Origin of the sequence: Micromonospora sp. WMMD729 (assembly GCF_049315225.1) — a bacterium.
Lineage (GTDB): Bacteria > Actinomycetota > Actinomycetes > Mycobacteriales > Micromonosporaceae > Micromonospora.
On sequence record NZ_CP186059.1, the window covers coordinates 163,775 to 176,304 of the forward strand.

The following is a 12,530-nucleotide window of genomic DNA, read 5'->3' on the forward strand; positions in this document are numbered from 1 at the left end:
GATCGAGGACGACCTGCGGGTGACCTCTCGGGTCTCAGCGGTTCCGAGGAGAAGAAAAGCTACTTCGATCTTCTGGCGAGCGATTCCGGCCTCCACAAGAAGACCCGCGCCGAGGCGGAGAGCGTGAGCCGGTTCATCGACCGTCAACCGGAGCTGATCTAGCGGGGGACGTTCAGACCGTAGCGGCGCAGCACCGCCCCCAGCGTCTCGTACGGCGCGCCCGGGCCGCCGTCCAGTCGGTACCACCACGCCCGTCGGGCGCCCCGCCCGAAGGCGCGGCCCACGACCACCTCCGGCTCGGACTCGACGGGACGCTCGTGATGGCCGACCAGGATCCCCCACGGCAACGCCGGCATGCTCGGCGTGCTCGACCGCAGCCCGCCGGACCGGCCCGGATGCACGGTCACGATCATGCTGCGGGCGGTACCCGCCACCTTCTCGGCGAGCCCTTCGAGCGTCGCCGCGTCGACGACCGACAGGGGCGGGCCGGCCAGCCGGAGCTGTTCGCGGACGCCGACGTCGACCCGCTCGACCGTCAGGACGCCGAGCGTCGCCGACTCGCCCTCGCCGCCGACGATGGTCAGGCTGGTGGGCGATGGCGCGCGCGTTCGACAGAACGCGGTGAGTTCGTGGCGTGACCACGGCTCGGTGGCCGGCTCCGCGACACCCCACCCGATCGGATCGCTGCCGGTGAGGGCGCGGATGGCGGCTTCGGCACCGGCGCCCAGTCGCAGTGCCTCGGTGGCGGGGTGCACGGTGACGATCTGGATCTCCAGGCCGCCCGTCCACGGCGTGTCGGTGGGCAGGGATCCGACGGGCTGCGTGGCGTCCGACCTGGTGAAGCGGTGACCGTCCCAGCGCAGCGGCAGCCCGGTGAGCCCGTCGCGGTACTCCTCGCCCGCCCGCACCACCCACTGGCCCTGCGCCTGGGCGAGCATCGTCTCGAACGGGTACGTGATGACGCCGTCGGCCGGCGTGACGACCTGGAGCAGCAGTTTGTCGCGTACCGCGTCGACGGCGGCCTGCGCGAGCCACGGTGCCAGACCGACCACCGCGCGGTCCTGGTGCAGGACGACCGCCCGGTCGGTGATCGTGTCGGTCGCGCCGGTCATCGGCCCGTCCATGTCAGCCCTCCGGTGATCTCGACCAGCGCGGCGGTGAAGCGGCGGGCGACGTCCGCGGCCTGCGGGTCCGCGCCCGGCGCGCGGCTCTCCACCCACCACACCGGCTCGGGTACGTCGTCGGCGTCGGCGAGGTCGAGCAGCCGCCGTGCCTCGCCGGGCACCCGGACCAGGCGTGCGGCCTCGACGCTCAGCAGCAGTCGCCCGTCGACGGGGTCGAACAGTTGCACCAGCCCGGCCGCCTTGACGGTGTCCATCTTCAGTTCGGCGCCGGCCGCGAGCAGGGCGCCGAGCATCGCGGCCGGATCGGGTTCGGCGCGACACAACGCCACCGTGTCGAACGTCATCAGTGCTCCTTCGTCTCACCGGCGAACGCGGTCTGCACCATCCGGGGACCGTCGCCGGGGCGGATCAGCTGCGCGCGGCCGGTCGGCAGAACCATCGGCCGTACGCCGGAGAAGAGCTGGCCCTCCGTCCGGTCGCCGGACATGAGCAGGCTGAGGCAGCCGGCCTCCCGTACGGCCAGTGGGAACGGCTCGAACAGGCCGCGTGAGGCGCCGGCCACCCGGCGGGCCAGCACGACGTGCAGCCCGGTGTCGCGCCCGGCCGCCACATGCGGCACCAGCGCGCCGAGCGGCTGCGTGGCCGACGCGGCCAGGATGTCGTAGTCGTCGATGAGCAGCACGATCCGGGTACGCGCCGCCTCGGGCGACTGCCGTTTCGCCAGCTCGTCGGTGACCGCCCGGGACAGTTGCTGGGCGAGGGCCGGGTTCGGGGCGTACCCGCCGCAGTAGGCGTCGGGCACCACGTCGGCGAGGGCGCGGCGCGGGTCGAACACGGCGAATACCAGTTCCTCGGAGTCGTACTGCCCCATCAACTCCTCGGCGACCAGGCGCAGCAGGTTCGTCTTTCCCGTCCGGGGGTCACCGAGCACGAGGAGGTGTTGGTCGCGGCCGAAGAGGTCGAGTACGGCGGGGGAGAAGTCGTGTTCGTAGCGGCCGAAGGGGATCACCCCGTGACCGGAGGGGGTGCTGGCGAGGTCGGCTACGGGGAGCACGGCGGGCAGGACCCGTACCGGTGGCGGCAGTGGTCCCGTCCAGGCGTCCCGTACCGAGCGGGCGGCCGTGACCAGACCGGCGAGCGCCGGGTCGGGGACCCCGTCCAGGCGGGGTAGCGCCACCTGCGCGAAGAGCTTCGCGCCGGTCAGCGCCCGACCGGGCTGATCCGGTGGTACGGCGCGGGCCTGCCTGCCGTCGATGCTGGACTCGGCGGGTTCGGTGAGCCGCAGCTCGACGCGATTGGCGAAGGCGACCTGCTGCGCGGCGCGCACCTCGTTCCATCGTCGGGCCGTGCCGATGACGTGGATGCCGTAGCGACCGCCCCGGGCGAGCAGGCTGTGCACCTTGGTCTCCAGGCTTTCGAACTCCGCGTTCAGCTGCCCGTACCCGTCGATCAGCAGCACCACGTCGACGCAGCCGACCTCGCTGCGTACGCTCTCGTCGGCGTTGCGCAGGTCCTCGACCGAGTCGAACTGGTGCCGGGTGAAGAGGCGTTGCCGCCGGGTGAGCATGGCGTGGACCTCGTCGACGACACGGCGTACCCGTTCCCGGTCCTCGCGGCCGGCGACACCCCCGACGTGGGGCAGTTCGGCGAGCCCGGACAGGCCGTTGCCCAGCAGGTCGATGCCGTAGATCCCGACGTCGGTGGGGCGGTGGGTGGTGGCCAGGCCGAGCGCGAGGGTCCGCAGCGCCGTCGTCTTGCCGCTGCCGGGTCCGCCCAGGACGAGCAGGTTGCCGCCGCTCCCGGCGAGGTTCACCACCCAGGGGCCCTGCCACTGGCGGGCCGGGTCGTCGAGTCGACCCAGTGGCACCGGCAACCCGCCGTCGGAGCGCCAGTCGGTCCGCAGGCGTACGCCGTCGGGTGTGGTGACCACCCCGCCGGCCACCTCGTCGAGGGTGAGCAGGGACGGCAGCGGTGGGAGCCAGATCGCCGGGACGCGCTCGCCGCCCGCCGCCAATTGACCGACCACCGTGGACAGCAGGGTCGGCCCGGTGGTGCGCCGGGTCGCCGTCGGCTCGTCGGGCGTGCCCCCGGCGGCGTCGGTGGGCGCGGTGGCGAACACCGGCATCGGCTTCGCCAGCGGCCCGACGATCGGGGCGAGTTCGTCATCCGCGCCGTCGTCGAGCGGGCCGGACACGTAGGCGGCCTTGAACTGCTGGTAGATCGACACGTCGACCTTGAGGTAGCCGTTTCCGGGCAGCGGCGGCAGGTGGAACGCGTCGACCTCGTCGAGGACGGTGCGCGACTCGATTTCGGTGAGCGTACGCAGGGCGATCCGGTAGGCGAGGTAGTTCTCCAGGCCGCGCATCTTGCCCTGCTCGACGCGCTGGCTGGACAGCAGCAGGTGTACGCCGATGGACCGGCCGATCCGACCGATCCGCAGGAACAGGTCGATGAACTCCGCCTTGGCGGCGAGCAGTTCACCGAACTCGTCGATGAGCACGAGGAGATGTGGCAGTGGGGGCAGGTGGGCGTGCTCACCCTGGGCGCGGAGCAGGTGGTACTCGGTGATGTCGGTGAGTTTGCCCGCGTCGGCGAGTACCTGTTGGCGACGCTGCACCTCGCCGTCGAGGCTCGTGTACATCCGCTCCACCAGCGCCGCGTCGGCGGCCAGGTTGGTGATCAGCCCGGCCAGATGCGGCAGCTCGCCGAACGGCGCGAAGGTGGCACCGCCCTTGTAGTCCACGAGGACCATCGCCATCCGCTCCGGCGGGTGGCTCGCCGCCAGGGCGAGCACGAGGGTACGCAGCAGTTCGCTCTTGCCCGAGCCGGTGGCGCCGACGCACAGTCCGTGCGGCCCCATGCCGAGCTGCGCGGGCTCCTTCAGGTCGAGCAGCACCGGACGTCCCGCGGGGTCGACCCCGATCGGGACGCGGAGGAAGTCCCGTTCGCCGCGCGGTCGCCAAAGGCTGGCCAGATCCAGGTCGGTGGGGTCGGACAGGCCCAGCAGCTCCCGGAAGTCGGCCGGCGGGGTGCCGGTGCCGTCGTCGTAGGAGTCGGCGGACAGCCGCAGCGGTGCGATGCTGCGGGCCAGTCCCTCCACGAGCGGGCCCGGTGCCTCGTCGAGGGTGCCCCGCACGGTCACCGCCGGGGACGCGCTGAGGTCTTCCAGGGTGACCGAGTCGCCGTGGACGGTGATCCGGCGGGAGACGTCGCCGGGCTCGTGCAGCCGGTCGGCGAGCAGGTGCACCACGGTGACGCCGAGGCTGGCCAGGCCGACCGTCGGGTCGGGGCTGGCCAGTACGCGGGCCAGCTCACCGTGCGCGTCGTCGACGACCAACAGGCGCGGACGGGCCTTCACCTCGGCGCGCCCGACGCCGTGGCGGAACGACTTGAGCGCGCTGGTGGCCCGCTCCTCCAGGTCGTCGCGGAGCAGTTCGACGAGCGCCTGCACCGTGGTGACCAGCAGCGGGTTCGGGCCGGACGGACCGATCGAGGTCCGGTCGAGCAGGTGTGGCAGCCACCGCGCCCACCGCCAGTCCCGGGCCCGCTCTCCGGTGGTGATGATCGCGAGCGTCACGTCGTCCGGCGCGTGGAACGTCGCGACCTGTACGAGGATCGCCCGGGCCAGGGCGACCGCCTCGGCGTGGTTCGGCGCGATCACACTGACGTCCCCGGCGCTGTCGAGGTTCGCCCGCAGGGGCAGCCCCGGTGTCAACGCGAATCGGCGGATCAGTGAGCGCGCCTCGTGCCGCATGAACGGGTCGAGCGGATTGGTGGGCGTGCTCTGCTCGCGCAGCTCGATCGGCCGTACCGGCAGCGCGCCCACACCGAGGCGTACGTGCAGGAAGTCGATGTCGGCGCGGCGGCGCTCCCACAGCCGGGCCGGGCTGCGGATCACGTCGAGCAGCCGGTTCACCGGCGGGTCGAGGATGGTCGCCTCGTCACGCAGACGCTGCTCGGTCTCGCGTAGGTGGTCCCGTAGCTCCTCCAGGTAGTCCTGGTAGCGCTCGCGCTGCGCGCGGCGCTGTCGGCCGGCCTTGCCCAACTGGGTGAGGTACATCGCGCCGGCGGCGCCCAGCGCCGCCACCATGACCACCGCGCCGAGCGCCGCGAATCCGGAGCCCCGCAGGAACATCATCATGCTCATGGCCACCCCCGCGCCGGCCATCGGCAGCAGCGCCTGGAGCCCCATCGCCGACTTGCCGTCCGGCAGTTGTGGTGGCGGGTCCAGCACGAGGGGGTCCATCGCGGCCATCGGGCGGGCCATCCGGGCGGGGCGGTGCACCATGCGCGTCGACATACGGTCCTCCGGTCACGTCTGCCGGGCACGGGTCAGGGCCAACGCGGCCGCGCGGGTCACCTCCACGAGCGTCGCCTCGCCGATCCGGGACGGCGTGATGAGCGCACCGGCGGCCAGGTGACGGTCGTAGGGCAGCGCCACCACCGGTACGCCGGTCTGCCCGATCAGCTCTCGTGCGGTGCCGTGGATCAGCGTCGATCGGCCGTGCGGGTTGCCCGCGCTCAGCACGACGACCACCCGCGTCAGCCAGGCCCCGTACCCGTCGTCGACGATCCGGCGGAGCGCCTGGTAGGTGCCCCGGACCCCGTCGGGTGTCGCCGCCGCGACGAGCACCACGGCGTGCGCGTCGGCCATCACCCCCGCGGGGGTACGGGCCTCCAGGCCGGGCGGGCAGTCGGTGACGGTGACGGCGAACAGGCGCGACAGCGCGCGGGTGACCGCGGTGCACAGGTTCGGGTTGGTGGTGCCGCCGGGCAGCACCCAGAGGCCGGTACCGGTGCGCGGTAGAAGTGGTGCGAGCTCGCGCAGGTCGCCGCCGCGCGCCGCGAGCAGGCCGGGTGCCAGCTTGTGCAGCGACGGGTCGCCCGGTACGCCGAGCCGCCAGGTCAGCGAACCCTCGTACGGGTCGGCGTCCGCGGCGAGCACCGGATCGGCACGGCGGGCCGCGAAGACCGACGCCAGCAGCGCGGCGACCGTGGACTTCCCGGCGCCACCCTGCACGGAGGCCACCGCGATGCGCCGCCCGGTGTGCACGGGCGCCTGCACCTCGGCGGCGAGGTCGGCGAGTTCCCGGGTGTGGTGGCCGCTGGCGAACATCCGGTTGACGCTGCGCCAGGTACGCCGGAGTGCGGAGTCGCCGGAGGGTGGACGGCGCGCGATCCCCAGGTCGTTCGGCTCCGCCACCGGGGAACCGGCCGGCGGCGCGGTGCGCGGCACCGGTGGAGCGCTCATGTCACCGCCTCCGTCAGAAGGTGTCGAGGAGTCGTGAGTAGAGCCCGAACACCCCGACGGCGACCGGCACCAGGGCCAGCACGGTCAGGGCCTCGACCCGGTCGGCGAGCTGCCGGCCTCGCGCCAGGACGTGTGGCGGCGGCCGGTAGGCCAGGATCGCCAGGGCCACCGCGCAGACACCGAGGGCCGCCACGGCGGTGGCCCACCACGCGTCGGGTCGTTGACGTATCCAGCACAGCAGCAGTCCACCCACGACGGTCAGCGCGCCGGCCACCAGCGCCACCACCTCGGCCGCCAGCGGGAAGGCGCGCATCCGCAGCAGCAGGGCGGCGGCCACCAGGACCGCCAGCGCCACTGGCCACGGGCCCGGTGTCGCCGCCAGGACGAGCCCGGCGAGCGCCGCCGAGGTCGCCGCCGCGATCGTCGCGACGGCCAGCCCTCGATGCGCGGAGTCGACGGCGGCCTGTACGGACACCCGGCTCACCGGCTCGTCGTTGCTGCGGCGGTCGTCGAGACGGGTGAGCCCCGACGTGATCATCGCGAACCGGGGCAGCAGCCCCAGGAGGCCCACCGACGCGATCGCCAGCACCGCCGCGACCCGCTCGTCGGGTACGCCGAGCAGCAGCGGGATGCTCCAGCCCGCGACGAGGACCAGTGCCGTCCCGCCGCCGAGGAGGCCGGCGCGACCGTTGCCCGTCGCCGCGCCCACGGCCAGGACGGTGCAGCCGATCACCACGGCCCAGAGCGCCACGCGTGCGGTGCGCGCGTCGGTCCAGCCGGGAACGGCGGTCGTCACCATCGCCGCGCCGCTCAGCAGCGCCGCCACCCCGACGGTCCGTCGCCGGACCAGCGCGACGAGCAGCCCGGACAGGGCGACCAGGCCGCCGACGATGCCGACCACCGTGGGGTCGAGCCGTGGGCCGGAGAGCAGGGCCGCCATCGTGGCGGCGAGCACGCAGGCGATGGTGGCGGTCCACCTGCGTGCGGTGTCGTCCCACCGGCCGCCGCGCCGGGTGAGATCGTCGCCGACCTCGTCGGAGACGTCGTGGACGATCGCCGCCGGCGGCGCCTCGGCGATCGGGTCGACCCGTAGCAGGGCGCCGTCGGGAACCGCGGCCTGCCGCAGGCTGCCGGCGGGGTCGAGCACCGTGCCGTCGAGGGTGCTGATCTGGTAGCCCCGCGAGTCGTCCGTCGGTGGATGGCCCACGAGGGCGACGACCTCGGGCAGCAGCAGGCCGAGTGGCTCGTCGGCGGGCAGTACGAGGTCGATGCGGCGGTGTGGCCCGGCCAGGGTCACCCGACTGAGGTGACCGGCGGACGCGAGGGTCTGCGGGCCGGTCATCGCTGGCCCGTCGGCTGGACCGCGGCCGGGTTACGGGCCTTCTGCTGCTCGGCGACGACGTTCTGCAGGAAGGACCAGCCCACGCAGACCGCGCAGGCCACCGCCGCGAGCACCAGGCCGGCCCGGAGCCAGCGGAAGCCGTCGCCGGTGGCGCGGACCCGACGCTGCCGGCCCCACAGCAGCAGCTCACGCATCCGGGCGCGGCGAACCGCGACCGACTCGATGAGCTGCGTGTCGAATTCCCGCCCCACGGCTCGATTCTATCCATGGGCGCTAATCCGATCGGGGTCGGCGATCACGCGCTGACCGGTGCGGCCGCCACGAGGAGATGTCGACGATGGTCAAATCCTGCGGCGGGTGGGCGACCTACGGGCGGTTGATCGTCCCGAGGGCGGCGGTCACCCGGGCCGCCTCGCGCCGGCCCTGGTCGCGTCCGGCGGCCACGAGCGCGGGCACCACGGACCGGTCCATCACGCTGGTCCCCTGCGCGCGCCTGGCTGCCGGGTCGCGGAGCACCAGTTCGACCGGGCGGCCGGTGCCCAGGGCGGCCCGCTGCTTCTCGATCCGGGCCCACGGCCCGATCGCGGCGGTGCTGGGCGCGAGGGCGATCACCGGACCGGTCCCGGGCGCGAGGTCCAGGTTGAGGCTGGACCGCATGCCGCCGTCCATATAGCGGCGTCCGCCGACCGGCACCGGAGCGGCGGACTGCGGCACGGCGCAGCTCGCGGCGACGGCGTCCACGAGGGGTACGCCGTCGTGTCGCGTGAAGAGGCGCAGGGCGCCGGACTCGACGTCGACGGCGGCGATGCGAAGGTCGGTGTCCGGCCAGTCGTGGTCCGGAAGACGGGCCTCGGCGATCCAACGCTGTCGCGACGGGTCGTCGATGCGGGCCGCGAGCGCGAGCCGACCGAGGCGACGAGCGGCCTGCTCGGGACTGCGGGCGAACAGCTGTGCCCGGGCGAGCCGCAGGAGGCTGAGCAGGCCCAGCGCGGGCGCCGTCTCGTGGGGTACGCCCTGACGCTGGCGCTCGTACAGCTCGGGCAGGGGTGTGCCGCTGGCGATCTGGGCGCCCACCACGGCACCGGCGCTCGTGCCGAGCAGCACCGCGTCCGGGGCCACGGTCACCCCTTCGTCGGCGAGGCCGGCGAGGACGCCCACCTCCCAGGCGATGCCGGCGACGCCACCGCCACCGAGCACCCAGACCGGCCGCGTGTCGTCCGCCATCGCCCCTCCGCCCCCTATTGTTAACGCTGTTCGCAGTTTGACGCTAGCAGGAGCCGTGGCGGGCTGACAACGTGTCGACTCAGGGCTCCCGGCGGCCGAAGATGATCGCGCCGAGCTTGCTCTCCGGTGAGGTGACCGTCATCTCGGCCTCGACCGCGAAGCCGTGGTCGCGGAGCCAGGCCGACATCCGCGCCGGCCGGCGTCGGTGCACGTGGACCCGCATCGGATGGCCGCCGTACCCCTCGGTCTTGAGGGTCGTCTCGTCGCCGACGTGGAAGCCGACCAGCAGCGGGCCGCCCGGGCGGACCACCCGGTGGAAGTGCGCGAGGACCTGCCCGAGCTGCCGGTCCGGGACGTGGATGAGCGAGTACCAGGCGAGCAGGCCGGCCACCGAGCCGTCGGCCAGGTCGAGGTCGGTCATGGAGCCGACCTGGAACCGCAGGCCGGGGTGGTCGCGGCGGGCCACCGCCAGCATTCCGGGGGACAGGTCGATCCCGAACACGTCAAGACCCAGTTCGTGCAGGTGAGCGGTGATACGGCCGGTTCCGCAGCCCACGTCCGCGACCGGACCGCCGCCGCCGGCGCGGACGAGTTCGGCGAAGAGCGCCAGCGCCGCCCGCTCGTACGGCGCGCTCGCCAGGAAGTCACGGACGAGGTCCGCGTAACTGACCGCTACCGTGTCGTACGAGGTGCGTGTGTCGGCCAGCCAGTCGTCCGCGTCCACCAGGGAAGGCTAGACGTACGTCGTTGTCGTCACCACACCCCACGGAGGCTTCTGCCCATGCCCGCCGCGCCCGTGATCCTCAGCCTGCCGATCGCCGACCGCTCGGTGTCGTACCGCTTCTACCGGGACGGCCTCGGCCTCGACGCGGTGGGCGAGCCGGCCGACGACGGCCTGCCGGAGCCGTTGCAGTTCGTGGTGAACGACGGGCTGCGCCTGATGCTCGTCCCGACCGGCGGCTTCGGCTGGGTGATCGGCCCGCGCGAGGTCGCTTCGACGGGGCAGAGCGAGTGCCTGCTCGGCCTCAGCGCCGACAGCACGGAGGAGGCGGACGCGATCGTCGAGCGGGCGCGCGCCGCCGGCGGCGAGGTGGTGACCGAACCGACCAGCCAACCCTGGGGGTACGCGGGTGTCTTCGCCGACCCGGACGGTCACCTGTGGATGGTGTCGACCGCTGCGCGCTGAACGAGAGTGTCGGCCGTGCGACGTACGGTCCGGGCGTGACTGTGACCCCCGATGCCACCGGAACGCTGCCGACCTCCGCCGACGAGGCCCGACTGTGGGCGCTGATCGAGTCGGCCTGGGCGGAGCTGGGAGCGGAGCCGCAGGCGCTGCGGCGAGCCCTTCTCGCGCGCGATCCGGCCGACGATGACGACGAGGACGACCCGTCGATTGCGATCGACCGGTGGCTGTCCCCCTTCCTGGACCGCCTCGCGCACCTGAGCGCCGGACTCTCCACCCAGGAGTTGACCGACCTCGACCGGGTCGTGGAGCGCAAGCTGCACGAGATCGACCGAGAGGACATCCACGAGATCACCGACGGCTCGGACGACGGCTTCCTCTACTGCCGCGGCTTCATCGTCGCGCTCGGCCGTGACTACTACGAGGCGGTCCGGGCCACACCCGGCCGCGCCTTCCCCGACGCCGAGTGCGAGAGCATGTGCTACTTCTTCGCGCACCTGCACAACGACCGGTTCGGTTCGTGGCCGGAGACGGGCTCCGGCATCTCCCGTGAGTCGTTCTGCAATCCGGCCGGCTGGTCGGCCTGAACCGCTAGACGTAGATCTTCTTGGCGTACTCCGGGCCGTAGTGCTGCTCCAGCTCCGCCAGGCTCTCGGCGGGCGCCTCGACCTCCTTGATCAGGCGAGCGCGGGACGGCAGCACGTCCGGCTGCCAGGTCTCCGGCTGCCACAGCGCGGACCGCAGGAACGCCTTCGCGCAGTGGTAGAAGATCTGCTCGATCTCCACGACCACGGCCAGCACCGGTCGGTGCCCCTTGACCACCATCTCGTCGAACCAGGGTGCGTCGCGCACCAGGCGGGCCCGCCCGTTGATCCGCAGCGTGTCGGTGCGGCCCGGGATCAGGAAGAGCAGCCCGACATGCGGGTTGTCCAGGATGTTGCGGTAACCGTCCGCACGCTTGTTGCCCGGCCGTTCCGGCAGCGCGATCGTCGTGTCGTCGAGCACCAGCGCGAACCCGGCCGGGTCGCCCTTGGGCGAGACGTCGCAGGTGCCGTCCGCGCCGGCGGTCGCCACCAGGCAGAACGGCGCGGCGGCGAGCCAGTCGCGGTCGCGTTGGTGCAGGCGGGGGCGGTCCTTGTTGGCGGCTCGGGGGTGCGGCGTCCCGAGCAGTTCGCGTAGCTCCTCGTGCGTGGTGATCTCCACCGTCACGCGATCCTCCCTCAGCCGTTGAGCTGGTGGCGGGCACCACCGATCGTCAGCCTAGGCCGCCGTGGCCAGCGTGAGGTTTGCGCGGGGGCGGCGGGGGTACGGCCCGCCAGACGAGACAGTCGCGCAGGAAAGCCGACGAGTGGAGGCCGGGAGATGGAGAGCCGACTCAAGGTGCTGGGCCACCCGGTCCACCCGATGCTGGTCATGTTCCCGGTCGCGTTGCTGGTCACCGCGGTGTTGTTCGACATCATCGACACGGTCGGCGGGCCCGACTTCCTCGGTGAGGTCGCGTACTGGAACATCACCGTCGGCCTGATCGGCGGTCTGCTGGCCGCGGCGGCCGGCTCGTTCGACCTGCTGGCCATCCCGACCGGGACCCGCGCGAAGCGGGTCGGTCTGCTGCACGCGGGCGCGAACATCGCGGTGGTCCTGCTCTTCGCCGCCGTGTGGGTGGTCCGGCTCAACGCGGACTCGCGGGCCGCCGGTGGCGCGCTGATCGCCATCGAGGTGGTCGCGGTGGCGATCCTCGGCATCAGCGCCTGGCTCGGTGGCGAGCTGGTCGACCGGCTCGGTGTGGGCGTCGACCGCGACGCCGACCTGAACGCACCCAGCTCCCTGCGACCCACCACCCAGCGGATCGGAGACGTGCGATGAGCGAGCAGCAGGCCGGTGGTTTCGGTCGCGGATGGCGTGGCCGGCAGCAGGGCTGGGACCCGATGGGCGAGTTGCAGTCGCTGCGCGCCGAGCTGAGCCGGCTGGTCGGTGGTCGGGCCGGGGCGTCGGACGTCGAGCTGACCGAGACCGCGGACGGCTGGCAGGTCGTCGTGCGGCTGCCCGGCGTCGCGCCGGAGGAGGTGGCGGTCGAGCTGGACGACCGCGAGTTGTGCGTGCGGGCCCGCTCCGAGGCGGAGGTCAACGCCGACCAGGGCATCCCCGGTGGCTTCGAGACGCGGGGTTTCGAGTACCGCGTCGACCTGCCGTCGCGGGTCGACCCGGAGGGCATCGACGCGGTGATGGACCACGGGCTGCTGCGGGTCCACCTGCCCCGGGCGGCGCGGCCCACGCCGCGCACCATCACCGTCGGCCGCACCGGGCCGCGCTCCGCCGGCCCGTCCAGGGGTACACCGGTACCGGCCGACCCCGCCGCCGACCGGGAGCTGCACCACCCGGACACCGGCGAGATCGACCGGCCGTAGC

13 protein-coding genes are annotated in these 12,530 nt (G+C 73.2%); 4 read left to right on the plus strand and 9 right to left on the minus strand.

What is annotated here, in order from left to right; genetic code table 11:
* Nucleotides 1-158 precede the first annotated feature (158 nt).
* The 8 genes from ACN263_RS00735 to ACN263_RS00770 all read right to left on the minus strand — a co-directional run bounded on the left by ACN263_RS00735 (nt 159) and on the right by ACN263_RS00770 (nt 9,665).
* Complete coding sequence (locus ACN263_RS00735; protein WP_422737906.1) at nt 159-1,112, minus strand: DUF6177 family protein; 954 nt, start codon at nt 1,110-1,112, stop codon at nt 159-161.
* The gene (locus tag ACN263_RS00740; protein WP_422737907.1) at nt 1,109-1,468 is read right to left on the minus strand and encodes a hypothetical protein; all 360 of its coding nucleotides are present in this window, start codon (nt 1,466-1,468) and stop codon (nt 1,109-1,111) included. The genes ACN263_RS00735 and ACN263_RS00740 overlap by 4 nt, the downstream gene beginning before the upstream one ends.
* The gene (eccCa, locus tag ACN263_RS00745; protein WP_422737908.1) at nt 1,468-5,424 is read right to left on the minus strand and encodes a type VII secretion protein EccCa; all 3,957 of its coding nucleotides are present in this window, start codon (nt 5,422-5,424) and stop codon (nt 1,468-1,470) included. Before eccCa ends, ACN263_RS00740 begins: the two co-directional genes overlap by 1 nt.
* 12 nt (nt 5,425-5,436) lie before the next feature.
* The gene (locus ACN263_RS00750; RefSeq protein ID WP_422737909.1) at nt 5,437-6,375 is read right to left on the minus strand and encodes a hypothetical protein; all 939 of its coding nucleotides are present in this window, start codon (nt 6,373-6,375) and stop codon (nt 5,437-5,439) included.
* A gap of 13 nt (nt 6,376-6,388) precedes the next feature.
* Complete coding sequence (eccD, locus tag ACN263_RS00755; protein ID WP_422737910.1) at nt 6,389-7,717, minus strand: type VII secretion integral membrane protein EccD; 1,329 nt, start codon at nt 7,715-7,717, stop codon at nt 6,389-6,391.
* Nucleotides 7,714-7,968, minus strand: a complete 255-nt coding sequence (locus ACN263_RS00760) for a hypothetical protein (protein WP_422737911.1) — start codon at nt 7,966-7,968, stop codon at nt 7,714-7,716. The genes eccD and ACN263_RS00760 overlap by 4 nt, the downstream gene beginning before the upstream one ends.
* Nucleotides 7,969-8,083: 115 nt before the next feature.
* On the minus strand, nt 8,084-8,941 hold the full coding sequence (locus tag ACN263_RS00765; protein WP_422737912.1) for a patatin-like phospholipase family protein: 858 nt from the start codon (nt 8,939-8,941) through the stop codon (nt 8,084-8,086).
* A 79-nt stretch (nt 8,942-9,020) separates the two neighbouring features.
* Nucleotides 9,021-9,665 carry a class I SAM-dependent methyltransferase gene (locus tag ACN263_RS00770; protein WP_422737913.1) on the minus strand — a complete coding sequence of 215 codons (645 nt, stop codon included), beginning with the start codon at nt 9,663-9,665 and terminating at the stop codon, nt 9,021-9,023.
* A gap of 57 nt (nt 9,666-9,722) precedes the next feature.
* On the opposite strand from ACN263_RS00770, the gene ACN263_RS00775 reads away from it, so the two are divergent.
* A complete protein-coding gene (locus ACN263_RS00775; protein ID WP_422737914.1) occupies nt 9,723-10,127 on the plus strand; it encodes a VOC family protein in 405 nt (134 codons plus the stop codon).
* 35 nt (nt 10,128-10,162) lie between these two features.
* Complete coding sequence (locus ACN263_RS00780; RefSeq protein WP_422737915.1) at nt 10,163-10,711, plus strand: DUF4240 domain-containing protein; 549 nt, start codon at nt 10,163-10,165, stop codon at nt 10,709-10,711.
* Between the two features lie 4 nt (nt 10,712-10,715).
* Here the strand turns inward: ACN263_RS00780 and ACN263_RS00785 are convergent, their stop codons facing one another.
* Nucleotides 10,716-11,333 carry a pyridoxamine 5'-phosphate oxidase family protein gene (locus tag ACN263_RS00785; protein ID WP_422737916.1) on the minus strand — a complete coding sequence of 206 codons (618 nt, stop codon included), beginning with the start codon at nt 11,331-11,333 and terminating at the stop codon, nt 10,716-10,718.
* 153 nt (nt 11,334-11,486) lie between these two features.
* Between ACN263_RS00785 and ACN263_RS00790 the strand changes: the two genes are divergently transcribed.
* Entirely contained in the window at nt 11,487-11,987 is a 501-nt protein-coding gene (locus ACN263_RS00790) for a DUF2231 domain-containing protein (protein ID WP_422737917.1), read from the plus strand.
* Nucleotides 11,984-12,529, plus strand: a complete 546-nt coding sequence (locus ACN263_RS00795) for an Hsp20/alpha crystallin family protein (protein WP_422737918.1) — start codon at nt 11,984-11,986, stop codon at nt 12,527-12,529. The genes ACN263_RS00790 and ACN263_RS00795 overlap by 4 nt, the downstream gene beginning before the upstream one ends.
* The last annotated feature ends 1 nt before the right edge of the window (nt 12,530 follow it).

Excerpts from the sequence above, each read along its gene's own strand:
- ACN263_RS00735 (WP_422737906.1), bottom strand. The coding sequence starts at position 1,112 with ATGACCGGCGCGACCGACACGATCACCGACCGGGCGGTCGTCCTGCAC.
- ACN263_RS00740 (WP_422737907.1), bottom strand. The coding sequence starts at position 1,468 with ATGACGTTCGACACGGTGGCGTTGTGTCGCGCCGAACCCGATCCGGCC.
- eccCa (WP_422737908.1), bottom strand. The coding sequence starts at position 5,424 with ATGTCGACGCGCATGGTGCACCGCCCCGCCCGGATGGCCCGCCCGATG.
- ACN263_RS00750 (WP_422737909.1), bottom strand. The coding sequence starts at position 6,375 with ATGAGCGCTCCACCGGTGCCGCGCACCGCGCCGCCGGCCGGTTCCCCG.
- eccD (WP_422737910.1), bottom strand. The coding sequence starts at position 7,717 with ATGACCGGCCCGCAGACCCTCGCGTCCGCCGGTCACCTCAGTCGGGTG.
- ACN263_RS00765 (WP_422737912.1), bottom strand. The coding sequence starts at position 8,941 with ATGGCGGACGACACGCGGCCGGTCTGGGTGCTCGGTGGCGGTGGCGTC.
- ACN263_RS00775 (WP_422737914.1), top strand. The coding sequence starts at position 9,723 with ATGCCCGCCGCGCCCGTGATCCTCAGCCTGCCGATCGCCGACCGCTCG.
- ACN263_RS00790 (WP_422737917.1), top strand. The coding sequence starts at position 11,487 with ATGGAGAGCCGACTCAAGGTGCTGGGCCACCCGGTCCACCCGATGCTG.
- ACN263_RS00795 (WP_422737918.1), top strand. The coding sequence starts at position 11,984 with ATGAGCGAGCAGCAGGCCGGTGGTTTCGGTCGCGGATGGCGTGGCCGG.